Raw genomic sequence first — 22436 nt, forward strand, 5'->3', positions numbered from 1 at the left:
GCGGCGACCGCCTTGATTTTCCGGGTCTGGAAGAGCGCTTAGACGCCGCGGCCGCGAGCGATCCGCTGCACTTCTTCCTCGACCTTGGTCTCGACGATGCGCGGCAGGTTCTGGTCCAGCCACTCCTTGAGCAGCGGGCGCAGCAGCTCGCGCACCACGTCTTCCAGGGTCCGAGCGTCCTTGGGCATCAGCAGCGCCGAGCTCAGGCTGCCGAAGGCGCTGGCGGCCAGGGTCGAGGCGTGATCACCAACCAGCTTGTCCGCCACATCGTCACGGTCGAAGACTGGCGGCGGCGCGGTATGGGCCGGTTCCGGCTCGGGCGCCGGCGGCGAATAGACGTCGATATCGCCGACGCTTTCCAGCGGCGGCAGCTCGGGTTCCGGCTCCGGCTCAGGCGCGATCGGATCGGTTAGTTCCAGGACGTCGTCCTCGAACGCCTCGGGCTCAGGCTCGGGTTCGGGCGGCGGCGGGGCCGCCTCGGCCGCAGGCTCCGCCGGCGCGTCATCCTCCGAGATGATGCGCCGGATGGAGGCGAGGATCTCCTCCATCGTCGGTTCTTGAGAGCTCTGATCGGACATGTGCGGGGCCGTCGTAAAGAGGTACGAATCCTTGCGCGCCCGGGGGCACGCTTCGCCGCGATGGTGCAGACTTGCGCGCGTTAAGCAAGCGCAAGTCCACGCCTGGGCGGAATCGACGCGGCGCGAAGCCTATTTCGAGCCGCCGCGCGGGGCGGTCGAGGGCGCGCCGACCTTGTCGATCGCCTGAACCACCGGCTCCCACGGCACCCAGCCAATGCTGTGCGTCACGCGGCTATAGGAGACCTTGGGATCGTAGGCGGTCGTGGTCGAGGACAGCTTGTTGACGTCCAGCTGGCCCATGGCCTGCAGCACCACGGCGCTGGCCACGTACTCGTCGCGGCGGGCGGCGACCAGGGCCAGTTCGGCGTTCGACAATTCCAGCTGGGCGTTCAGGACGTCCAAGGTCGTGCGCAGGCCGACTTGCTGCTCCTGACGCACGCCTTCGAAGGCGATGCGCGTGGCGCGGACCTGCTCCTCGTTCGAAATCAGACCGGCGCGCGAGGCCAAGAGATTGCTCCAGGCGTTCGAGACTTGCTGGATCGCCGTGCGCTTGGCGCCTTCGGTGGCGCTGCGGGCGGCGTTCTCGCGCTCGTTGGCGGCGCGGACCTGCGACGTCGTCAAACCACCCGTGAAGATCGGCACGGACGCGGTGATTCCGCCCGACAAGGTACGGCTGTAATCGTCGAACTGGCTGCCCACGCCGGCGGTGCGATCCGCGCCGTAGCCCAGCGAGGCGCGCGCCGAGACCGTCGGGCGGTAGCCGGCCTTGGCCACGGCCACGCGGGCGGCGGCGGCCTGCTCGCTGTACTTGGCCGAGGTCACGCCCGGATTGGTGGTCTGGGCGGCTTCGAAGGCCTGGTCGACGGTGCTCGGCAGCAGGCCCGCCAGGGTCGGCTCCGGCGCCAGTTCGCCCGGCGTTTGCCCGACGATGGCGGCGTAGCCGGCGCGGCTGACTTCCAATTGGGCCTGGGCGGCCGACAGGCCGGCCTTGGCGGCCGCCAGACGCGCCTGCGACTGAGCGACGTCGGTGCGGGTGATCTCGCCCACATCGAAGCGCGCGTTCGACTCGTCAAGCTGACGCTGAAGGACCGCGACGTTTTCCTTCGCGATGCGCAGACGTTCCTGGTCGCGGCGAACGTCGACATAGGCCTGAACGACATTGACCAGCACGCTCTGCTCGACCGAGCGCAAACCCTCGCGGGCGGACAGCACGTCGGCCTCGGCCGCGCTCAGATTGGCGCTGGCCCGACCGCCCGTATAGAGCGGCTGGCTGATCGAGACGGTGGCGCTGCTGCCCGCGACCTTGATGTCCGGGCCCGTTGGCGGATTGGTGTTCGAGCCGGTGATGTCGGCCACGCCACTGACCGTCGGGCGGAACCCGGTCTTGGCCTGGACCACGCCTTCGTCGGTGATGCGCGTGCTGGCGCGCTGCTGCTGCAGCGTCGGATTGGTCTGGTAGGCCAGGGCGATCGCGTCGGCCAGAGTCTCCGCGTGGGCGGCGGAAAACACGCCGGCCATCAGGCTCGCGCTGCACGCGGCGGCCAGCAATCCGGCCCGTCGACGGTTCGACATCAAGATTCTATCCCCAATCACGCGAAGCTCGCGCCTGCCACAATATGATCGCGTGTAAGTCGGACCGCCAGACGCCGCCAGTTAAGCTTTTTTCACGCAGACGTTGCGACGGGCGCCAACGGACGACGCTTAGAAGCTGAACCCGGTCTCGGCCTCGAAGCCCGCCAGCAGCGGCGGCGAAGCGTCGAAGGCCTGGCGACGGCCGACGCCGTCGTCGGCGCGCAGATAGATCGCCGCGCGGCCCACCGGGCCAGTGCGTTCGACGACGCCCAGCCGGCCGCCAACGGCCAGGGCGTCCTGCCAGGCCTTCGGCGCCAGCGCCACGGCCCCTTCGCAGATAATCACGTCATAGGCGCCGGCCGGAACGGCCTTCAGATCGTCGCCTTCGAGGCGGGTGACCGACAGGCCCATCGTCTCCAGCACGGTCGCCGCATAGGGCGCGGCGATGGCCAGGGCGCGCTCGCCCTCCCGCGGCTTCAGAGCCTGGAGCAGCTTGCCCACTTCCCGCGGACGCAACAGCCAGCGGCCGGGAGCGTATTCGACGTCGGCGTCGGCATAGGCCAGATAGGCCTTCGAAGCCGGAACGACGCTCTCGCGCGCCACCACCCGCAACGCGTCCTGCAACGGCAGATCGGTGACATCGGCGGTGCGAATTTGGCTCTCGACCATATTCAGCCGCGCGGCGGCGAAGTCGGTGCTCATGGAATCCCTCGAAGGACTGGACTTTCGAGCAGGCTTATAGGTCCGCCGCTCGGGCAAACGCAATGCGATCGGAAGGCGCGAACGCCCGCCAAGGGGCGCCATAAGGCCTTAGAAGCGTCATCAACTCACGGCCGCATGCTGAAAAAGACCAAAAGCATGGCGATTAGACTAGGGGGAAGCACTGTCACGTAACGTCGATTGATCGAGGCGGGCTTATGGTGAATATGCGGATATCGCCGGTGAAGCTGGCGGTGGGGGAGGAAGCCCGAACAGTAGGCTTCGTGGGGAATTGCAATGCATAGCGCGGGAGTGGTGATCGCGGGCGCGATCGGCGTCTTGGTGCTGATCTATTTATTGCCTTGGTTCGACGAGCGCGTGCGCCGTGCGTACAGCCGCTGGCGTCGCAAGCAGCGTGACCAACGCGAGGAACGCGAACGCCAAGAGCGCCTCGCGCGTCGCTCCGCGTCCCAATAAGGCCGGACCAAGGCGATCTGCGGAACCAATCACGGCCGACGGAACTGATTTGGAGCGGACCCGCGCCGCGTTCCAGTCCAATCCGTAAGGTCCGTCCATGAAGATCGCCCAGGTCACCCCCCTCTACGAGGCGGTTCCCCCGCGCCTCTACGGCGGCACGGAGCGTGTCGTCGCGCACCTGACCGACGCCCTTGTCGGCCTCGGCCACGACGTCACGCTGTTCGCCAGCGCCGAAGCCCAGACCAAGGCCCGACTCATTTCCGTCCGCGACCAGGCCATTCGCCTGGATCCCGCGCCGCTGAAGTCGGACCTGGCCGCCCACCTCACCCAGATCGCCGAGGTGCGAGCCCTGGCCGACGAGTTCGACGTCGTCCACTTCCATACCGACATGGTGCAGTTCCCGTTCTTCGCCGATCGCGCCGAACGCACCCTGACCACGCTGCACGGACGCCTCGACCTGAAGGACCTACCCGACGTCTACCGACGTTGGCCGCAGTTTCCCCTGGTTTCGATCAGCGACGATCAGCGCCGTCCCCTACCCTTCGCCAACTGGGCCGGCACCGTCCATCACGGCATGAACGCCGACATCTACCAGTTCTCGGAAAAGAGCGACGGCTACCTGGCCTTCCTGGGCCGCATCTCGCCCGAGAAGCGGCCGGACCGAGCGATCAAGTTGGCCAAGCGACTGGGCAAGCGCCTGAAGATCGCCGCCAAGGTCGACCCGGCCGACAAGGCCTATTTCGAGGGCAAGATCGAGCCGATGATCAATGGTGATCCGCTGATCGAGTTCGTCGGCGAGATCGGCGATCATCAGAAGTCGGCATTCCTCGGCGGGGCGGACGCGCTGCTCTTCCCGATCGATTGGCCCGAACCGTTCGGCCTGGTGATGATCGAGGCCATGGCCTGCGGCACGCCCGTGGTGGCCTATCGCTGCGGATCGGTGCCCGAGGTGATCGACGACGGCCTGACCGGCTTCATCGTCGACAACGACGATCAAGCGGCCGACGCCATTCTTCGCGTCCAAACCCTGGATCGAAAACAAGTCCGCGCGCGTTTCGAGGAACGGTTCTCGTCCGAGGCGATGGCCCGCCGCTACGTCGCGCTCTACGAGCGGCTGTGTCACGGCGGCGCTGTCTACCCGTCCTTGGTCGATTTCGCGGCAAGCGCATGACTTGAAGGAGGGGCTATGGAGAATCTCGCGCCGGCGCTGGACGCACCGGTCGACTACGGCGTGACGGCGGAAGTCCGCGCGCCGCAGAATCTCTATGCCCTCAAGGACAAGGATACGTTCATCGTCGCCGACCAGTTCGGCGACATCGCCGGCCAGGGCGACGGGCTCTTCCATAACGACACCCGTATCCTGTCGTTCTATCGCCTCAGCCTGGGCGGTCGCGCGCCGTCCCTGTTGTCGGCGGCGGTGGCGCACGACAACGTCTTCTTCACCTGCAACGGCACCAACCAGGCCCTACCCTATCCCGGCGGGCCAATGGGACCGCCAGGCGTGCTGCACATCGAGCGGAAGCGCTTCCTGTGGGGCGAGCGCCTGTTCGAACGGATCCGTTGCGTCAACTACAGCCGCGACACCGTGCTGTTGCCGATGACCCTCGAGTTCGACGCCGACTTCCGGGACATGTTCGAAGTGCGCGGCACGCATCGCGCCAAACGGGGCGTCAAGGGGCCGCCGCACGTTGACGGTCGGCGCGTGGCCTACAGCTATATCGGCCTGGACGGCGTGGAACGCTCCTCGTTCATCGCCTTCTCGGACGCGCCCTTCCGTCTGGGCCCGCACAAGGCCGATTTCATGTTCTCCCTTCAAGCCGAGGGCGAGACCGAGCTCTATATCGAAATCGGCATCACCGACGGCCACACGCCTAGCCGCGAGCGCTTCCGGGACGCCGCCGCCCACGCGCGTTGGGACATGCGCGCCCGCCGCAGGCACGGCGCGCGCCTGCACAGTTCCGGCCGGCTGTTCAACGAGTGGCTGGGCAAGTCACGAGCGGACCTGGCCCTGCTAACCACCAAGATGGAGACCGGCCCCTATCCCTATGCCGGCATCCCCTGGTTCTCGACCGCCTTCGGGCGCGACGCGATCATCACCGCCTGGCAGATCCTGTGGTTCGAGCCCTCCCTGGCCAAAGGCGTCTTGCGCTATCTCGCCGCCCATCAAGCCCAAGAGCGCTCGGCCTTCCGCGACAGCGCCCCGGGCAAGATCATGCACGAGACCCGCAAAGGCGAGATGCCGGCGCTCGGCGAGGTGCCGTTCGGCCGCTACTACGGCGGGGTCGATACAACGCCCCTGTTCGTGGCCCTGGCTGGCGCCTACCAGGAACGGACCGGCGACGACAAGCTGATCGACGAACTGTGGCCCGCGCTGGAGCAGGCCATGCACTGGATCGAGAACGACGGCGACAGCGACGGCGACGGCCTGATCGACTACGCCCGAGGCCAAGACAGCGGCCTGTCCAACCAGGGTTGGAAGGACAGCGAAGACTCGGTCTTCCACACGGATGGCCGGTACCCCTCCGGCCCCATCGCCCTGGTCGAGGTGCAGGGATACGCCTTCGCCGCCTATCGCGGCATGGCCCGCCTGGCCGAGCGGCGGGGCGAGAATGTCCAGGCCACGGTCTGGCGTCAAAAGGCCGACGCCTTGCGCGAGAAGGTCGAGAAGCTCTTCTGGATGGAAGACCGGGCCTTCTACGGCATCGCCGTCGACGGCCAGGGTCAGTTGTGCCGGGTGCTGTCGTCCAATCCCGGCCACCTGCTGTTCTGTGGCCTGCCCTCGCCAGAGCGCGCCCGCAAGGTCAGCGACCAGCTGCTTTCGGCCGGCTTCAATTCTGGCTGGGGCGTGCGCACCCTGGCCACGGGCGAGGCGCGGTTCAATCCGATCAGCTATCACAACGGCTCGGTCTGGCCGCACGACACGGCGCTCTGCGTCATGGGCCTGTCCCGCTACGGCGAGCGCGATGGCGTCGTGAAGCTGACCGCGGATCTGTTCGAGACCGCCAGCCGCATGGGCATGCGTCTGCCCGAGCTGTTCTGCGGCTTCCCGCGCTCGCCTGGGGAGCCGCCGGTGGCCTACCCAGTCGCCTGCCTGCCGCAGGCCTGGGCGGCAGGGTCGGTGTTCATGATGCTGCAAGCTTGCCTCGGCATCACCATTGACGCCGAGCGGGGCGAAATCGTGCTGGTGGATCCACGCCTGCCTATCGGCATCGACCGGCTGCGCGTCGAGCGTCTACGGGTCGGCGCGCAGACCGTCGATCTGATCTTCGAGCGCCAGGGCGAACGGGTCGCGGTGCGCGCCGAAGGCGACGTGCCCCTGATCATTCGTTCGCGGCCATCGTGGGATTGAGGACGCATCGTCGCGCCGTATGGCCAGGCCAAGTTCCGCTGAAGTTTTGGATCGGGTCTCGAACCCACGAGACTTGCGATAGCCTGTCTAGGCCAATCGCCGTCTGCAGAGAGAGTGGCTCCGCGGGTAGGATTCGAACCTACGACCAGCCGGTTAACAGCCGGCTGCTCTACCACTGAGCTACCGCGGAACAGGTCGCTCTCAGAAGAGGCCGCCTAATAGCCGCCCCGTCGAGTCGATGCAAGCCAAGACGCCCCTTGCCTGACGATCCGTCGCACGGGCTGGCGAGCCGACGCCATGGGCCGGCCGTCATGGTCAAGGTCTCTGGAAATTTTGGATTAGATCTCGCACCCGCGAGATTTGCGATAGTCACGTCTAGACCAATCGCCGTCCGAAAGAGAGTGGCTCCGCGGGTAGGATTCGAACCTACGACCAGCCGGTTAACAGCCGGCTGCTCTACCACTGAGCTACCGCGGAACAGGTCGCTCTCAGAAGAGGCCGGGTGATAGCCGCCTCCCCGGGGCGATGCAAGCACCGAATTTCAAAAAAACAGCCCGGCTTGCGACCGGGCTGTGGAAAGTCAGTGATGGTGGTGCGCCTTCAAAGAAGACACCGGGAAAATCGGCGATTTATGGTTAATCAGACCTTAATTTCGCGCATGGGCGCCAAAAGGTCGCAGGCGGCGCGCGCTATCTTCAGGGGCGCTTGGGAATCTCCAGGCCGCGCTGCACGGCCGGCCGGGCCAGGCCGGCTTCCAGCCAGCGTGGTACGTGCTTCAGCGACGCCCACTCGACCAGTTCGCCGGCGCCGTAGAAGCCCACGAGGTTGCGCACCCAACCCAGGGTGGCGATGTCGGCGATGGTGTAGTCGTCGCCCATGATCCAGGTCCGGTCGGCCAGACGGCCTTCCAGGACGCCCAACAGGCGCTTGGATTCGGCGACGTAGCGATCGCGCGGCCGCTTGTCCTCGTAGTCCTTGCCCGCGAACTTGTGGAAGAAACCCACCTGGCCGAACATCGGGCCAATGGCGGCCATCTGGAAGAACACCCACTGCAAGGTCTCGTAGCGCGCCGCCGGGTCGGCCGGTAGGAACTGGCCGGTCTTCTCGGCCAGATAGACCAGGATCGCGCCGGACTCGAACAGGCCCAGCGGCCTGCCGCCCGGACCGTTCGGATCGATGATCGCGGGGATCTTGCCGTTCGGGTTCAGCGACAGGAATTCCGGTCCCCAGGTCTCGTCCTTGCCGATGTCGATCATGTGCGGCTCGTAGGCCAGGCCCGTCTCCTCCAACATGATCGAGACCTTCACCCCGTTGGGCGTCGGCAGCGAATACAGCTGGATCTTGTCGGGATGCTGGGCCGGCCAGCGCTGGGTGATCGGGAAGACGGACAGATCCGGCATGCGGGAACCCTCGTTTTCAACGCGCGCAACGGCGCCGGTTGCATTTGGAGTGTCCGGTCGTCGATTTCCAGGACCGTCGCGCGCTCAAATCGGGGAAGCGACAATTCGTGGGATTGATCCGCGCGCGAACATCGCTATCCGGAGAGCTACAAGACGCCCGGGGGGGCTAGAGGCTTCATCATGACCACCGCAGACGACCATTGGCCGGAAACGCTGCAACGAGTCGTGGCGGCGATGGACTTCGAACTGACCGAAGAAAAGGTCGGAACCGGGACCACCAAGCCCAGCTTCCTGATGCAGACGACCTCCAACGCCGACTTCTCGAACCTGCCCGCGCTCGTGGCCACCGCTGTTCACGCCGGACTGGAGATCGACCGGAAGATCGCCGCGCCAGGTCCCGCCTACGACGCCCAGGCGCGTAGTGTCCGTCAGGCCCTGGTCGACGCCTTGAACAGGGAGACGCCCGGCAGCGGCCGTTCGCCGTTCGTCACCGGCTATGCGACGGCCTACCGCATCGAGCTGGCCCGCGTGCTCTGGGCCGCCATCGCCGACGCTCCCCGCCGTCGCCTGCAGGAGCTGGCGGGCGAAACACAGGGCTGAGCGCCTCTACCAGGCGCCGATGTTGGGCATCGAGATCCACGGTTCGGCGGGCGGCAGGTCGCCCTCCTGCAACAGCTCGATCGAAATGTTGTCCGGCGAGCGGACGAAGGCCATGTGACCATCGCGCGGCGGGCGGTTGATCGTCACGCCCATGTCCATCAGGCGTTGGCAGGTCTCGTAGATATTGTCGACGCGATAGGCCAGGTGACCGAAGTTGCGGGCGCCGCCGTAGTCCTCGTCGTCCCAGTTGTAGGTCAGCTCGACCATCGGGCCGCGACGATCCTTGGCCAGGTCGACGTCGTCCGGCGCGGCCAGGAACACCAGGGTGAAGCGCCCCTTCTCGTTCTCCATGCGGTACATCTCCTGGAGCCCCAGGCCCTCGCAATAGAACCGCAGCGAGGCGTCCAGATCGCGGACGCGGACCATGCTGTGCAGATAGCGCAAGACGAAGCTCCTCGGAAAGGTCGCGATCGATATAGCCGCCCGTCCGCGACCAGCAATCCCCTAAACCGGCTCGCGCTCGCGGGTCTGGCGCCGCCACAGTGCCGCATACTCGCCACCGGCTTCCAACAGGGCCTCGTGGCGGCCCCGCTCGACCACCTTGCCGCGCCGCAGGACGACGATCTCGTCGGCGTCGGCGATGGTCGACAGACGGTGGGCCACCACTAGCGTCGTGCGGCCAGCCCGCGCGCGCCGCAAGGTCGCCTGGATCGCCGCCTCGGTGCGGCTGTCCAAGGCGCTTGTGGCCTCGTCCAGGATCAGCACGCGCGGCTCGGCCAGCAGGGCCCGGGCGATGCCGACCCGCTGACGCTCGCCGCCGGAGAGTTTGAGCCCGCGTTCGCCGACCTTGGTGGCCATCCCCTCGGGCAGGTTGCGAATGAACTCGCCCAGCTCCGCCGCCTCGGCCGCCGCCCAGACCTCGGCCTCGCCGACCTCGGGCCGCGCGAAGGCGATGTTGGCGGCCAGGGTGTCGTTGAACAAGGCGACGTCCTGCGGCACCAGGGCCACCGCTCGACGCAGCGAGGCTTGCTTCAGGTCGCGCAGGTCGTGGCCGTCCAGGGTCACGCGACCGGCCTGCGGGTCGATCATTCGCAGGGCCAGGCGCACCAAGGTGGTCTTGCCCGCGCCCGAGGGGCCGACGATGGCCATGGTGGTTCCCGGCGCGACGGTCAGGGAGACGTCGGCTAGACCTTCCGACCGCGCGCCGTGGCGGAACGAGACGCCCTCGAAGGCCACCGCGCCGCCGCGCTGGTCGGCGCAAGGCGGGAGGTCCCGGGCGTCCGGCGCGTCGGCGATGTCGGCGGTCTGGCGACGCAGCTCCAGCATCGCCTCCATGTCGATCAGCGACTGGCGGATCTCGCGGTAGGCGAAGCCCAGGATGTTCAGCGGGGCGTAGAGATTGATCAGGATCAGCACGACGGCGGTCACATCGCCCGGGCCGATCTTGCCGGCCGCGGCCTCGGCGCCGGCCAGTACGGCCATGCCGCCCAGGCCCAGGCTCATCACCGCCGACTGGACGACGTTCAGGAGGTTCAGCGAATTGGTCGCCTTGACCTGCGCCTGGCCATAGATGTCCAGGGCCCGCCCATAGCCCGACACCGCCCGCGCCTCGCCGCCGAACGACTTGACGGTCTCGTAGTTCAGCAGGGCGTCGACCGCGCGACCGGCGGCCTCGGCGTCGGCCTCGTTCAGGACGCGCCGGTGACCGATCCGCCAGTCCGAAATGGCGAAGGTCGCATAGCCATAGATCGCCACGGTCACCAGGGCCACGGCCGCGAACCGCCAGTCATAGGCCTTGGCCAGGACGATCGCGGCCATGATCAGTTCGACGCCGGTCGGCGCGACGTTGAAGACCAGACCGCGCAGCAAAAAGTCCATCGACCGCGCGCCCCGGTCGATCACTCGCGATAGCGACCCCGTGCGTTTGGACTGGTGGAAGTCGATCGACAGCGACAGCGCGTGCGAGAAGGTTTCGACGGCCGCCCGGTTCTGGGCCGCCTGGGCCACCGGCGTGAAAACCGCGTCGCGCGCCTGCGGGGCGGCGGCGGACACGAAGCGGATCAGCGCCCATCCTCCCGCGAGGCCCGCGAAGGCCCAAGTGACGGCGGCCGCGGCGCCCTGCCCGGCCGACAGCTGGTTGACCGCCTTGCCCAGCATCAGCGGGGCCAGCACGCCCAGCGCCTTTCCCGACAAGGTCAGGATCAGCGCGACGGTCACCCGCCAGCGCAGGCCGGGCGCCTTTGAGCGCAGGACCAGTTGGATCAAGTCCCCCATCGCGCTCCAGAAGCGCACCGGCTGGTCGGACTTGGCGACCGCGCCGGGCGTGGCGGCGCGGCTGGCCGAGGACGCCGCCCCCATGCCCCTCATCGACTCGCCCCCATCGTGCTGGGGCCGATCAACAGGGTGGTCTGGACGCCGCCGCCTGGGGTCATCCAGTCGATCCGCCAGCCCATGGGCGTCCGGTCGGCCCGGACGGGTCCATAGACCAAAGGCGCGGCCGGCGAGGTGACGATCGTCACCCCATCCTCGCCGCCGTCGCCGCCGACCTGAATGTCATGCGGACCGTTCGAGAGTGAGTCGCTCAGCGAAATGAAGAAGCGGCCGTCATCATCGGTGCGGCCGCCGCCCCGCGTGACGCGGTCGACCCGGATGTTCAGGCCAGCGCCCGGCGCGGCCACGCCCGACACCACGGCCCCGCCTTCGCGGTCGACATCGACGGCCAGGATGCGTGGCGAGCCGGATCCTGCCGCGAGACGCCGCGCCCCGCCACCGGCGCGCAACAAGGCGACCTCGCCGCTCTCGGCGACCATGACATAGCCCTCGGCCTGGACGGTTCGGCCGTCCCGTGTCGTCGACAACCCGAACAGACGCGCGCCCGGCTCGTTGGGGACGGCGAGACTCCAACGCCCGAACGCGTCGACCCGGCCGATCACCGCCTCGCCGGTAGGCGAGCCTAGGCGAATGTCGGAGTCGGGCGCGCCCTGGCCGACCAGGACGATTCGGTTGCCGGTCAGCTGGGCGCTTTCCAAGGCGGGCGGCGCCAGATAGCCGGCTTCGGCGCTGTCGAGCTTATCGGCGGCCTTGGTCGCGCCCGGCGCGTCCGGTCCGCAGGCCGCGAGCACCGAGGCGGCTAGTCCCGCCACGAGTATCGGCGCCTTGAAAGCCCGGAAACGAATCCTGATCATGCCGCCTCAAATAGGGATAAACCCGAAGCGCGCGAGCCCGCGCGCCTTAAGTCTTGTGTGGAGTGGACGACGATGCCCGACGAGTCTAGGCGCCTGGCGTCCGTCTGCGTGTACTGCGGCTCGTCCAACGACGCTGATCCCCGCTACATCACCGACGCCCACGACATTGGCGCCAGCTTCGCCCGCGCGGGCCTGAAGCTGATCTATGGCGGCGGCGGCGTCGGCCTGATGGGCGCGACGGCGCGCGGCGCTCACGCGGCCGGTGGCGCGGTGCTGGGCATCATCCCTACTTTCCTGCGCGGCCGCGAGCAGCCGTTCGACGACGTCGAGACCGTCATCGTCGACAATATGCACGAGCGAAAGATGATGATGTTCGAACGCTCGGACGCGTTCGTCGTCCTTCCCGGCGGCATCGGTACGCTGGAAGAGATCGTCGAATTGCTATCTTGGCGCCGTTTAGATCTTCACCAGAAGCCGATTGTGTTCCATAACCCCGGCGGCTTCTGGGACCCGCTGTTCGAGCTGATCCGTCACACGATCGACGCGCGCCTGACGCCGCCTACGCTAGCCGACGCCTGGCGGGCGGTGGAAAAGGCCGAGGACGTCACCCCCACCCTGCTGGCCTGGGATGAAGAAATCTACCAGACAGGCGCTCCAGCCGCGCTTCGACAGTTGACTTAGTTTTCAAAAGAGACGCACTATCCCTTCGAGCGCACGGTTCATCGAACCCTGTGCGCTCATGCGCCGGAACTCCCATCCGGCGCGGGGATAGGAGACTAAGGAATGCGTACCGCTTTTAACGCGGGCCTGACGGCCTGCGCCCTGATGGCTGGCCTATTGGCCGGCCCCGCCTTCGCCGCCGACAGCGAAGGCGCCTGGCTGAAGCTGAAGACCCCCGTCTCAACGGATCATTTCATCCAAGACGGCTCGGTCTGGCGCTGCAAGGCCGATGTCTGCACCGCCACCAAGGTCCGGGCCCTGCCCGTGGGTCGCGCCTGCCGCAAGCTGGCCGGCCAACTCGGTGAACTGACCGCGTTCAACTATCGCGGCGAACCGCTGGAAGACGCCGCAATCGTCGACTGCAACACCGCAGCCAAGCCGAAGAGCTGAGCTCTCAGCAGCGGCACAAGCAAAGGCCTCCGCCAGTCGCCTGGCGGAGGCCTCTTTTTTCGGGGCGTGGGACCCTTACGCTTTTACTTCCGTCCAGACTTCGCGGACGACGACTTGGGCGGCTTCGAGCTCGGCCGATCTCCGACCAGCATGCCGCCCAGCAGGGCGAACGAGAACATCGCGTGGTTCATCTTCGATACGTTCATGGCGGCGTCTCCCAGATATAGCCGTTAGGACCAGGAGACGCGCGCGGCTTACAGGGGCTTGCACCCTCTTAGTCGTCAGCGCGTCATGGCCAAGCATGCGCTCATCGCCCCGCCATGCAAGCCAAAATAATCCGTATAAGGATCATATCAGCCTGCGGACGATCCGGTCGCAGCCTACTGAATTTGCTGAATATTTTAATCCGTATACGGCGCACTTTTCCGCAAACCGAAACGCTGCAAGGCTTTGCGCGGCCTGGCCTCGCCACCGCAACCCCTGAGCGCGTTCCGCGTCCCCGCTCCCGCCGGCCGCGCAAGAAAAAGCCGCCCGCGTCGGCGTGACGCAGGCGGCTTGTCCATCTTGACCCGGTTAGTCCGTGCGCCGACTAGAGCGTGGCAGCCGAAAGTGTGAGCGGTTTCGGCGCTCGCCACGCTCTAAATGTTTGAGATAGAGCCTGTTTATCCGTTTCTGATGGTTCCATCAGAAACGGACAGGCTCTACGCGGCGGCGTCGAACGACAGGGATTCGTAGCGCTTCAGATGGTGATCGACCGAGCCGAACAGGCCTTCGATCAGGCTGGCGCGCTTGAAGTAGTGGCCGATGGCCAGCTCGTCGGTCATGCCCATGCCGCCGTGGATCTGGATGGCGTTCTGGCCCACGAACTTGCAGGCGCGGCCGATGCGAACCTTCATGGCCGAGATGGCCTTGGCGCGCTCGGCGGCGCTCTCGTCGACCTTGATGGTGGCCATATAGGTCATCGACACCGACTGCTCGACCTCGATGAACATGTCGACCATCCGGTGCTGGAGCACCTGGAAGTTGGCGATGGTCGTGCCGAACTGCTTGCGCTGCTTGGCATAGTCCAGGGTGCCTTCGTGCAGCTTGCGCAGCACGCCCACGGCCTCGGCGCCGACGGCGGCGGTCGCCTCGTCGATCACCTGGTTGACGAGGGCGAGGCCATCCTCGGCGATCAGGGCGTCGGCCGGAACCGAGACGTTCTCGAAATAGACTTCCGAGGCGCGGTTGCCGTCGACGGTCGGGTAGTCGCGGGTGACGACGCCGGGCAGGTTCTTGTCGATCAGGAACACCCCGACACCGCCGGCGTCGCGCTGGGCGCCGCCCGTACGGGCCGTGACGATCAGGTGCGACGCGAACGGCGCGCCGACGACCACGGCCTTGTGGCCATTCAGGGTCCAGCCCGCGCCGTCCTTCTTGGCCGTGGTCTTCAGGTCCTGCCAGGTGTAGCGAGCCTGCGGCTCGGCATAGGCGAAGGCGATGGTGGCGGTCCCGCCAACGATACCTTCGATCACAGAGGCTGCCCCCGCATAGCCCGAGTGCTTCATGAAGCCGCCGCCGATGACGACCGTGCCCAGGTAAGGCTCGATGACGAGCGCCTTACCGAACTCTTCCATGATGATCATGTTGTCGATGGCGCCGCCGCCCAGGCCGCCCAACTCTTCCGAGAACGGCGCGCCCAGGATGCCCAGTTCCTCGGCGAAGGCCTTCCAGTAGTCGGCGCGCCAGCCGGCGTCCGAGCTGACGATCTTGCGGCGGGTCTCGAAGTCGTACTTGTCCTGCAGGAAGCTCGCGACCGTGTCGCGGACCATCGACTGCTCTTCGGTGAAGTTGAAATCCATCCCTGGGTTTCCGTTCTTTTCTTTGTCATCCCGGCCGCAGCGTAGCGGAGAGCCGGGACCTTCAAGGTCGATGAGTTTGGCGGTCCCGGATCGCGCCTCCGGCGCGTCCGGGATGACAGATCAGGCCCCCTAGAGCCCCAGCACCATCTTGGCGATGATGTTGCGCTGGATCTCATTGGAGCCGCCGTAGATCGACGTCTTGCGAACGTTGAAATAGGTCGGCGCGGCGCGGTGGGCGAAGTCGGGGCCAATCGGATGGGCGTTGTCGCCGTCTTTCGGGAAGCCCCGGAAATACGGCGCGCCATAGTGGCCGGCGGCCTCGAGCACCAGCTCCGTGATCCGCTGCTGAATCTCGGTGCCCTTGATCTTCAGCACGCTCGATTCCGGACCGGGCCCCTTGCCGGCCGCTTCGCCGGCCAGGGTGCGCAGCTCGGTATATTCCAGCGCGGTCAGGTCGATCTCGAGCTCGGCGACCTTGCGCTTGAACATCGGGTCCTTGATCAGAGCCTCGCCGTCGTCCGACAGCTCGGCCGAGGCGATCTGGCGGATGCGCTCGATGCCGCGCTTGGAGCGGGCGACGCCGGCGATGCCGCTACGTTCGTGGGCCAGCAGGAACTTGGCGCACGTCCAGCCCTTGTTTTCCTCGTAGATGCGGTTCTCGACCGGCACCTTGACGTTCTCGAGCCAGACCTCGTTGACCTCGTGCTCGCCGCCCAGGGTGATGATCGGGCGCACGGTCACACCGGGCGACTTCATGTCGATCAGCAGGAACGAGATGCCTTCCTGGATCTTGGCGGTCGGGTCGGTGCGGACCAGGCAGAAGATCCAGTCGCCATGCTGGGCCAGGGTGGTCCAAGTCTTCTGACCGTTGACCAGGTAGTATTCCTTGCCGTCGTCGCCGGTGAAGCGTTCGGCCTTGGTCTTCAGGCTGGCCAGGTCGGAGCCGGCGCCCGGCTCGCTATAGCCCTGGGCCCACCAGATGTCGCCCGACAGGGTCGGCGGCAGAAACCGCTCCTTCTGCTCCGGCGTGGCGAAGGTGTAGATCACCGGTCCGACCATGTTGATGCCGAACGGCAGGATCGGCACGCAGTCGGCGCGAGCGGTCTCTTCCGACCAGATGTAGCGCTGCACCGAGGTCCAGCCTGGGCCGCCGTACTTCTCCGGCCAGGCTGGGGCCACCCAGCCCTTCTTGGCGAGGACGCGGTGCCAGGAGAGGAAGTCCTCCTTGGCCATCTCCTCGCCCTCCTCCTGCTTCTCCCGCAGGCCCGCCGGATAGTTCTCGGCGATGAAGGCGCGGACCTCGTCGCGGAAGGCGAGGTCCTCGGGCGAGAAGTCGAGATTCATGGCGAGCTCCCGTTCAGCCGACCTCTCTGAAGGAGGCCGTTATTTGCGTTTCGGCGGCCACGATAGATGTCGAACGGGCGTTTGGAAAGATGACGTTAGCGTCAACGGAAGTGAATATGATCTATGTTCACTTACACCCTCGAAATTCCAACTAGCGGACCTCGCAGGCCAGCTTGACGAGCGCCAGGGCCGAGGCGCCGCCGACCCCTTCCTCGTCGACCGTATCGAGCGCCAGAAGCGGCCGCTTGTCGAGGATTTCGAGCACGCGGGCGTGGCCCTTCGTGGGGGTGACATGCGCCGCCAGACAATGCTCGATCGCGGCAGGCTCGATGGCGCGAACGATCGCGGCCGCGGCGCAGGCGGCGTAGCCATCCAGCAGCACCGGCACCTTCTGGACGCGGGCGGCCAGGATGGCGCCGACCACGGCGGCGGTCTCGCGGCCGCCCAGCTGGCCCAGGATCTCGAGCGGATCTTCGCCCATGCCCTCTGATCTGGCCCGCGCGACGGCGGCGGCCACCGGCTCGGGGTCGTCGGACCAGTCGGAGGCCTCGCCGCCGAAAAGGGCCAGACAGACGGCGGCGGCGGTGCGAGCGGGCTCGGCGGTGATGACGCCGGGGATCAGCAGGTCAGGCTGCTTGGCCAGGGCCTCCATGCCGAAAGCGATGGTGGCGGCGGCTTCCTTCTCGCTCATCGAGGCCTTGGCGACGGAATCGGGCGACGGGCGGTCGATGGCCAAGTCGAAGGCCTCCAACCCGGCGCCCTGCACGCCGGCCAGACGCGAAACCGTGGCGCCGCCCGAAGCGATGACCTCCAGGCGATCACGAGCATAGCCGCGCGGGCCGACACCCTGGCGCGCGCCGGCGTAGAGGGCGATCACCGGCCGATTGACGGCCGGCGGGGTCTTGCCGCTCCAGGCGGTCAGCCAGGCCGAGATCTCTGCCAGCCGCCCGCCCTGCTCCAGCGTCGGGGATGGCCCCGGCGCAGGCGGCGAGACGGCGAGTTGACGGATATCGGCGAACGGGGAAGCGGTCTCGAAGGTCATGGGGCGCGGACTTAAACCCGTCCGCGCTCAAAGCAACCCCAGAACGCCTGAAGGCGACGCCTTACGACGCGGCGACTTGAGTGGTCAGGTAGGTCTTGCAGACGCCTTCGCGCTCGGCCAGCAGCTTGGCCCTGCGGATTTCGTCCTTGGTCTTGCTCTGCCGGGACGCCTCAGCCTGCAGCGACGTTCCGCGGTCGGTGATGTTGCTGCCGCGACCGAAAGTCTGCGACTTGATCTGGGCGGCCAAGTCATCGGCCGGCAGCGCGCCCAGCGCCGAGGACTGGGCCAACGCCAGGCAACGATTGGCCTGTAAAAACTGACCGTCGGTCCAGCGCTCGCTGGCGGCCAAGGCTGGCGCGGCCACCGACACCATGAGGGTGGCGGCGAGGGTCGAGAGGACGAACTTGCGCATGGATCTCTCCTGATTTTAGAGCGCGAGCGCTCGCTTCGCCGACGCTTGCGTGTCGGCGACGGAACGGGGATGCTTGAAACGATGAGTACTGAAGCGACCAAATCGGACGCTGCGCCGCCCCGCCCGATCGTCACGCCCTGTGTGAAGGTCTGCGCGGTCGACGGGACGTCGGGTTACTGTCTGGGCTGCCGTCGGACCCTGCCGGAAATCGCCGGCTGGGCCCGTCTGAGCGACGCGGAGCGGGCCGCCGTCATGGCCGCCCTCCCCGATCGCCCCGACCCGATGGTCGCCTTGATGGCGACCGCCAGTCGGCGCTGACAGGCCTTACTTGGCGCCGCCCAGATAGGCGCCGCAGCTCGATTCCCGCTCGGCCAGGAGCTTGGCTTTCTTTTCGCCGGCGGCGCCCGCCGCGTCCTTCTCGGCGGACGACATCTTCTTCATGGCCGAAGTCTTTATTTCGGGGGAGCGAGTGTCGCTTTCCGTGCGCAGGAAGTTGTCGACCGCGGCGGTGTCCAGCTTGCCTAGGTTTTCCGAGGCGGCCAGACCACGGCAGCGCGCGGCTTCGAGATATTGCAGGTCCGACGCGCCAGCATGGGCGATTCCGGCGAACGACGCGACGGCGGCAGTAGCGATGATCAGCAACTTCATGGCGATATTCCCTCGATAAGCCACTTTATTGTTGCCGAGAGAAATAACGCCGACGCGAGGCTATCCGAAGTTAATTCCAGGACATGAAAAGCATTACGGCGATGTAATGAAGACTATTAAATTCATGTAATATGTACATTGTTCAGTACAGATATGTACTTGTTACGATATAGGTAACCATGGCGCGAAAATCCCCCGCCCGATTCACGCCTTGAAAACGCCTGCCTGCTAGTGATTTAGACAAGGGCCGCAGAAGCGGTCTCAAAGCCGGTATGGCGAGGTGTCTTCTATGTTGAGGTTCGCGGCGATCGCTTTCGTGGGCGCCCTGTCGGCGGTGGGCGCGGCCAAGGCCGTCGTCTCGCTGGACGACCTGCGCCGTCCGGAACTTCGCGCGCCGACGGCCGCCTCGGCCACGCTCGGCGGCGAAGGCGGCGCGGCCCAGATCACCAAGGACCGCGACGGCCACTTCTGGGCCCAGGCCGCGGTCGACGGCCATGCCGTCCGTTTCCTGGTCGATACCGGCGCCACCGCTGTCTCCCTCAGCATGGCCGACGCCCAGCGCCTGGGGATCGACACCAGCAAACTGACCTACGACTACAACGTCATCACCGCCGACGGCCGCACCCGCGCCGCCTCGGTGCATCTGGCCAGCGTCTCGATCGCCGGCGCCAAGGTTCGCGACGTCGACGCCCTGGTCATCGAGAAGGGTCTCGAAAATTCGCTGCTGGGCATGAGCTATCTGGGCCGCCTGTCGCGGTTCGAGGCCACTCCGAACTCGCTGATCCTGCACCCTTAGTTTAGGCGACGGGCGCGGCCCGCTCCTCGCGAGCGGCGAGCGCCACGCGCACGGCCTCTAGGGCGCGATCCACCACGTCCAGGCCCGCGCCCGACTTGACGCCCTCGACCGTCAGGATGCGCCGCCACGCCCGCGCGCCCGGCAGGCCGTGGAACAGACCGAGCATATGCCGGCTCATGGCGGCCAGATGCGTTCCCGCCGCCAGCTCGCGCGCCAGGTAGGGTCGATAGCGCTCGACCGCCTCGAAACTGTCGATGTCGGCGACATCCAACCCGAACACCCGCCGGTCGACCTCGCCCAGCAGGCCCGCCTCGTGATAGGCCGCCCGGCCCAGCATCACGCCGTCGACGCCCCGCGCCAGATGCTCCAGCGTCGCGTCGATGCTCGGCACGCCGCCGTTGACAACGATCGTCAGGTTCGGTCGCTCACGCTTCAGTCGATAGACCAGCTCGTAGTCCAGCGGCGGGATATCCCGGTTTTCCTTGGGCGACAGGCCCTGCAGCCAGGCCTTGCGAGCATGAACCACGAAGCTGTCGATCCCCGCCGCCGCGCAGCGGTCGACCAGGCCGAACAAACTTTCTTCCGGATCCTGGTCATCGACCCCGATCCGGCACTTCACCGTCGCCGGGACCTTCACCGCGTCCTTGATGGCGGCCATGCATTCGGCCACGAGGTCGGGCTCGCGCATCAGGCACGCGCCGAAGCGGCCGCTTTGAACCCGGTCCGACGGGCAACCCACGTTTAGATTGATCTCGTCATAGCCATAGTCCTCGCCGATCCGCGCGGCCTGGGCCAGCTCGGCCGGATCCGATCCGCCGAGCTGCAGCGCCACCGGATGCTGGCTAGAATCGTAGCTCAACAGCTTTTCGCGATCGCCATGAACCACCGCGCCGCTGGTCACCATCTCGGAATAGAGCAGCGCGCGCGACGACAGGACCCGGTGCAGCGACCGGCAATGCCGGTCCGTCCAGTCCATCATCGGCGCGACTGAAAATCTATGTTGCTGATATTTAGGCATTTTATAGAAACACTGATAGATCAAATCGTCTGATTACGTATCAATTCCTGGATCAGGTCTCGCGCCTATTCTCGCGAATTGATCGCCGGCTGCGCGTATAGACCACACGAAATTGCGCCACCATCGTAAAACAGAAATCCGGACGCTGACGTCCAGGATCGTCGACGGGTCGCGATCGGGGCGAGACGCCGAATTGACGCAGATCAAGCCTTCGGAATCCACAGCGCCCCACATTGGCCCCGACGATCGCAGCCTCGGGTCACGACCATGCAAAAGCGCTCCCGTCCGCTTCATTTCCGCGGCCGTACCAGTCTAGCCGCAGGCGCGGTGGTCATCCTGGGCCTCCAGGGATGCGCGATACTGGGGGCGACCTCGCCAGCCGAACACGCGCGCCAACGCCAGGTGGAGATCGGCAGGGCTTTTGCCCGAACCCAATGCGCCGCCTGCCATCAGATGAACGGCGTCGGCGCGGCGGATGAACCGCCGCCGTTCACCGAAATCGCTCGCCGTTATGAAGAAGCGCGGCTCGACTGGGAACTGGAGACCATTGCTCAGGTCGGACACTACCGCATGCCGCGCAAGCCGCTGTCGGCGGCCGAAATCACCGCCCTGACCGCCTACATTCGGTCGCTGGACGCGCCTGCCTCGGAAACCCCGGGACGCGCTCGGCCGCGAGGAGGTCACGATTGATCCGTCTTCACGACAAGGGAAGCGACGGCGCGCAACGCGGCGACGGCGGATCAGGTCGCGGATCCAGGCCACGCAAATAGGTCGTCAGGCTGTCGCGCTCGTCGTCATCGAGCGTGGCCATGGGCATGCGTGGATGCCGTCGCGGACCGCCCTCCTCCGGCGAACGCTGCGGCGCCAGCATGCCCTCGGCGAGCACGGATCGAAGGCAGCCTGGCGCATACCGATGATGCAGCGATGCGAAAGGCGGCGCGTCGGGGAGCGGGCTAGGCCCCTTGCCGACGGCGTGGCAGCTCCCGCAGAGCCGCTTCGCCAGGCCGAGCCCGGCCGGGACGCTCGTCTGAGCGACGGCCGGCGGCGAGGGCCGAAAGCCGACCGCCAGCAAGACGGCGACCAGCAGAACGCCGACAATGCGGATCACGGCGTGGCCTCGAGGTCCATGACCGCCCGCCCCTCGATCTGGCCCTTGGCCATTCGGTCCAGGATCGCGTTGATCTCGCCCAGCCCGACATGGCGCTCGATATGCGCGCGCACCTTGCCGTCGGCGGCGAAGGCCAAGGCTTCCTGCAGGTCGAGGCGCGTGCCCACGATGGATCCGCGCACCGTGATGCCGCGCAACACCGTGTCGAAGATCGAAAGCGGGAATTCGCCGGGCGGCAGGCCGTTCAGCGATACCGTCCCGCCGCGCCGCACCATGCCGAGCGCCTGAGCGAAGGCGTGGGTCGAGACGGCGGTGACAAGCACGCCATGGGCGCCGCCGATCTCCCGCTGCAGCGTCTGGACTGGGTCGGCGGCCGAGGCGTCGACGACGATCTCCGCGCCGAGGGATTTGGCGAGATCCAGCTTACCCCTGTCGATATCGACGGCGGCCACCTTGAAGCCCATCGCGAGCGCGTACTGCACGGCCAGGTGCCCGAGCCCCCCCACGCCCGATATCACAACCCAGTCGCCGGGCTTGCCGTCCAGCACCTTCAGCCCTTTGTAGACGGTGACGCCGGCGCAGAGAATTGGCGCGGCCTCGAGAAACGATAGGTTCTCCGGCAGCCGCCCGACATAGTCCGCGTCGGCGACGACATAGTCCGCGAAGCCTCCGTCGACCGAATAGCCCGTATTCTGTTGGGCCGGGCACAGGGTCTCCCAACCCGACAGGCAATACTCGCAGCGGCCGCAGGCCGTGTGCAGCCAGGGAACGCCGACACGGTCGCCGAGCGCCAGGTGATCGACGTCGGCGCCGATCTCGACAACCGTACCGACGCCTTCATGCCCCGGCACGAAGGGCGGCGCGGGTTTGATGGGCCAGTCGCCATGGGCGGCATGCAGATCCGTGTGACAGACGCCGCAGGCGGCGATCTTGACCACGACCTGGCCGGGACCAGGCCTGGGGCGGGGCCGTGTTTCGAGCACCAGCGGCTGGCCGAAGGCGCGCACGACGGCGGCGGTCATCGAGGTTTCCATGGTGAACTCCGGATAAGGATCACCCATCGCTAGGCCAGCCGTCTCGCCGGCGCATTTGGGATTTCTACCTAGATCGGGTCGCCGGACGCCTTGGCGGCGTTGCCGACGCCGCCGTCGTCCAGACCTGGCCTGGTGAAACCGGCCATCAGCAAGGCCGGCGCACGCCGCCCGGCTACTCTAAGTACAGTTCCCAATGGGAAGCGCTCAAGCGGCCCTTTAGTCT

General features: G+C 66.7%; 24 protein-coding genes and 2 tRNA genes. 8 read left to right on the forward strand and 18 right to left on the reverse strand.

Annotation, left to right across the window (positions count from 1 at the left end; translation table 11 throughout):
- Positions 1–38: 38 nt before the first annotated feature.
- From popZ to ABIC66_RS21355, 3 genes are all read right to left on the reverse strand, one after another.
- Complete coding sequence (popZ, locus tag ABIC66_RS21345) at positions 39–578, reverse strand: pole-organizing protein PopZ (protein WP_354072935.1); 540 nt, start codon at positions 576–578, stop codon at positions 39–41.
- A 129-nt stretch (positions 579–707) separates the two neighbouring features.
- Entirely contained in the window at positions 708–2156 is a 1449-nt protein-coding gene (locus tag ABIC66_RS21350) for a TolC family outer membrane protein (RefSeq protein ID WP_354073272.1), read from the reverse strand.
- A gap of 123 nt (positions 2157–2279) precedes the next feature.
- The gene (locus ABIC66_RS21355) at positions 2280–2852 is read right to left on the reverse strand and encodes a protein-L-isoaspartate O-methyltransferase family protein (RefSeq protein ID WP_354072936.1); all 573 of its coding nucleotides are present in this window, start codon (positions 2850–2852) and stop codon (positions 2280–2282) included.
- A gap of 571 nt (positions 2853–3423) precedes the next feature.
- On the opposite strand from ABIC66_RS21355, the gene ABIC66_RS21360 reads away from it, so the two are divergent.
- Positions 3424–4497 carry a glycosyltransferase family 4 protein gene (locus ABIC66_RS21360; RefSeq protein ID WP_354072938.1) on the forward strand — a complete coding sequence of 358 codons (1074 nt, stop codon included), beginning with the start codon at positions 3424–3426 and terminating at the stop codon, positions 4495–4497.
- Between the two features lie 15 nt (positions 4498–4512).
- Positions 4513–6675 carry an amylo-alpha-1,6-glucosidase gene (locus ABIC66_RS21365; protein WP_354072940.1) on the forward strand — a complete coding sequence of 721 codons (2163 nt, stop codon included), beginning with the start codon at positions 4513–4515 and terminating at the stop codon, positions 6673–6675.
- Between the two features lie 115 nt (positions 6676–6790).
- Here ABIC66_RS21365 and ABIC66_RS21370 read toward each other — a convergent pair.
- The 3 genes from ABIC66_RS21370 to ABIC66_RS21380 form a co-directional block, all read right to left on the reverse strand.
- Positions 6791–6865, reverse strand: a tRNA-Asn gene (locus tag ABIC66_RS21370).
- A gap of 212 nt (positions 6866–7077) precedes the next feature.
- Positions 7078–7152 (reverse strand) — tRNA-Asn (locus ABIC66_RS21375).
- A gap of 218 nt (positions 7153–7370) precedes the next feature.
- On the reverse strand, positions 7371–8075 hold the full coding sequence (locus ABIC66_RS21380) for a glutathione S-transferase N-terminal domain-containing protein (RefSeq protein ID WP_354072941.1): 705 nt from the start codon (positions 8073–8075) through the stop codon (positions 7371–7373).
- A 180-nt stretch (positions 8076–8255) separates the two neighbouring features.
- Between ABIC66_RS21380 and ABIC66_RS21385 the strand changes: the two genes are divergently transcribed.
- Positions 8256–8675: a hypothetical protein gene (locus ABIC66_RS21385; RefSeq protein ID WP_354072943.1), complete on the forward strand. Its 420-nt coding sequence runs from the start codon at positions 8256–8258 to the stop codon at positions 8673–8675.
- Between the two features lie 6 nt (positions 8676–8681).
- On the opposite strand, the gene ABIC66_RS21390 is transcribed toward ABIC66_RS21385, so the two are convergent.
- The 3 genes from ABIC66_RS21390 to ABIC66_RS21400 are packed head-to-tail and all read right to left on the reverse strand — an operon-like array spanning position 8682 to position 11860.
- Entirely contained in the window at positions 8682–9119 is a 438-nt protein-coding gene (locus tag ABIC66_RS21390) for a VOC family protein (protein WP_354072945.1), read from the reverse strand.
- A 60-nt stretch (positions 9120–9179) separates the two neighbouring features.
- Positions 9180–11123, reverse strand: a complete 1944-nt coding sequence (locus ABIC66_RS21395) for an ABCB family ABC transporter ATP-binding protein/permease (RefSeq protein ID WP_354073274.1) — start codon at positions 11121–11123, stop codon at positions 9180–9182.
- Complete coding sequence (locus ABIC66_RS21400; RefSeq protein WP_354072946.1) at positions 11039–11860, reverse strand: hypothetical protein; 822 nt, start codon at positions 11858–11860, stop codon at positions 11039–11041. Before ABIC66_RS21400 ends, ABIC66_RS21395 begins: the two co-directional genes overlap by 85 nt.
- 72 nt (positions 11861–11932) lie before the next feature.
- Here ABIC66_RS21400 and ABIC66_RS21405 point away from each other — a divergent pair, with 72 nt between their 5' ends.
- Both ABIC66_RS21405 and ABIC66_RS21410 read left to right on the forward strand, forming a co-directional pair.
- Positions 11933–12541: an LOG family protein gene (locus tag ABIC66_RS21405; protein ID WP_354072948.1), complete on the forward strand. Its 609-nt coding sequence runs from the start codon at positions 11933–11935 to the stop codon at positions 12539–12541.
- 102 nt (positions 12542–12643) lie between these two features.
- Positions 12644–12970 (forward strand): DUF8200 family protein, encoded by a 327-nt coding sequence (locus tag ABIC66_RS21410; protein ID WP_354072950.1) that lies wholly within the window; start codon positions 12644–12646, stop codon positions 12968–12970.
- An 83-nt stretch (positions 12971–13053) separates the two neighbouring features.
- On the opposite strand, the gene ABIC66_RS21415 is transcribed toward ABIC66_RS21410, so the two are convergent.
- The 5 genes from ABIC66_RS21415 to ABIC66_RS21440 all read right to left on the reverse strand — a co-directional run bounded on the left by ABIC66_RS21415 (position 13054) and on the right by ABIC66_RS21440 (position 17609).
- Positions 13054–13191 (reverse strand): hypothetical protein, encoded by a 138-nt coding sequence (locus tag ABIC66_RS21415; RefSeq protein WP_354073276.1) that lies wholly within the window; start codon positions 13189–13191, stop codon positions 13054–13056.
- A 480-nt stretch (positions 13192–13671) separates the two neighbouring features.
- Positions 13672–14811 carry an acyl-CoA dehydrogenase family protein gene (locus ABIC66_RS21425; RefSeq protein WP_354072952.1) on the reverse strand — a complete coding sequence of 380 codons (1140 nt, stop codon included), beginning with the start codon at positions 14809–14811 and terminating at the stop codon, positions 13672–13674.
- Positions 14812–14940: 129 nt separating this feature from the next.
- Positions 14941–16155: an acyl-CoA dehydrogenase family protein gene (locus tag ABIC66_RS21430; protein WP_354072953.1), complete on the reverse strand. Its 1215-nt coding sequence runs from the start codon at positions 16153–16155 to the stop codon at positions 14941–14943.
- A 151-nt stretch (positions 16156–16306) separates the two neighbouring features.
- Entirely contained in the window at positions 16307–17197 is an 891-nt protein-coding gene (locus ABIC66_RS21435) for a nicotinate-nucleotide--dimethylbenzimidazole phosphoribosyltransferase (protein ID WP_354072954.1), read from the reverse strand.
- Positions 17198–17258: 61 nt separating this feature from the next.
- Positions 17259–17609, reverse strand: a complete 351-nt coding sequence (locus tag ABIC66_RS21440; RefSeq protein WP_354072955.1) for a hypothetical protein — start codon at positions 17607–17609, stop codon at positions 17259–17261.
- Between the two features lie 81 nt (positions 17610–17690).
- Between ABIC66_RS21440 and ABIC66_RS21445 the strand changes: the two genes are divergently transcribed.
- The gene (locus ABIC66_RS21445; RefSeq protein WP_354072956.1) at positions 17691–17927 is read left to right on the forward strand and encodes a DUF1289 domain-containing protein; all 237 of its coding nucleotides are present in this window, start codon (positions 17691–17693) and stop codon (positions 17925–17927) included.
- Between the two features lie 6 nt (positions 17928–17933).
- Here ABIC66_RS21445 and ABIC66_RS21450 read toward each other — a convergent pair whose 3' ends face one another.
- The gene (locus tag ABIC66_RS21450) at positions 17934–18257 is read right to left on the reverse strand and encodes a hypothetical protein (RefSeq protein ID WP_354072957.1); all 324 of its coding nucleotides are present in this window, start codon (positions 18255–18257) and stop codon (positions 17934–17936) included.
- Between the two features lie 280 nt (positions 18258–18537).
- Here ABIC66_RS21450 and ABIC66_RS21455 point away from each other — a divergent pair, with 280 nt between their 5' ends.
- The gene (locus ABIC66_RS21455; protein WP_354072958.1) at positions 18538–19053 is read left to right on the forward strand and encodes a TIGR02281 family clan AA aspartic protease; all 516 of its coding nucleotides are present in this window, start codon (positions 18538–18540) and stop codon (positions 19051–19053) included.
- 1 nt (position 19054) lies between these two features.
- On the opposite strand, the gene dusA is transcribed toward ABIC66_RS21455, so the two are convergent.
- The gene (gene dusA / locus ABIC66_RS21460; protein WP_354072959.1) at positions 19055–20071 is read right to left on the reverse strand and encodes a tRNA dihydrouridine(20/20a) synthase DusA; all 1017 of its coding nucleotides are present in this window, start codon (positions 20069–20071) and stop codon (positions 19055–19057) included.
- Positions 20072–20338: 267 nt separating this feature from the next.
- Between dusA and ABIC66_RS21465 the strand changes: the two genes are divergently transcribed.
- Complete coding sequence (locus ABIC66_RS21465; RefSeq protein ID WP_354072960.1) at positions 20339–20761, forward strand: c-type cytochrome; 423 nt, start codon at positions 20339–20341, stop codon at positions 20759–20761.
- Positions 20762–20768: 7 nt separating this feature from the next.
- On the opposite strand, the gene ABIC66_RS21470 is transcribed toward ABIC66_RS21465, so the two are convergent.
- The gene (locus tag ABIC66_RS21470) at positions 20769–21179 is read right to left on the reverse strand and encodes a c-type cytochrome (RefSeq protein WP_354072961.1); all 411 of its coding nucleotides are present in this window, start codon (positions 21177–21179) and stop codon (positions 20769–20771) included.
- On the reverse strand, positions 21176–22213 hold the full coding sequence (gene adhP, locus ABIC66_RS21475; RefSeq protein WP_354072962.1) for an alcohol dehydrogenase AdhP: 1038 nt from the start codon (positions 22211–22213) through the stop codon (positions 21176–21178). Before adhP ends, ABIC66_RS21470 begins: the two co-directional genes overlap by 4 nt.
- Positions 22214–22436: the final 223 nt, after the last annotated feature.

It is taken from the genome of Caulobacter sp. 1776 (assembly GCF_040545685.1).
In the GTDB taxonomy this organism is placed as follows: Bacteria; Pseudomonadota; Alphaproteobacteria; order Caulobacterales; family Caulobacteraceae; genus Caulobacter.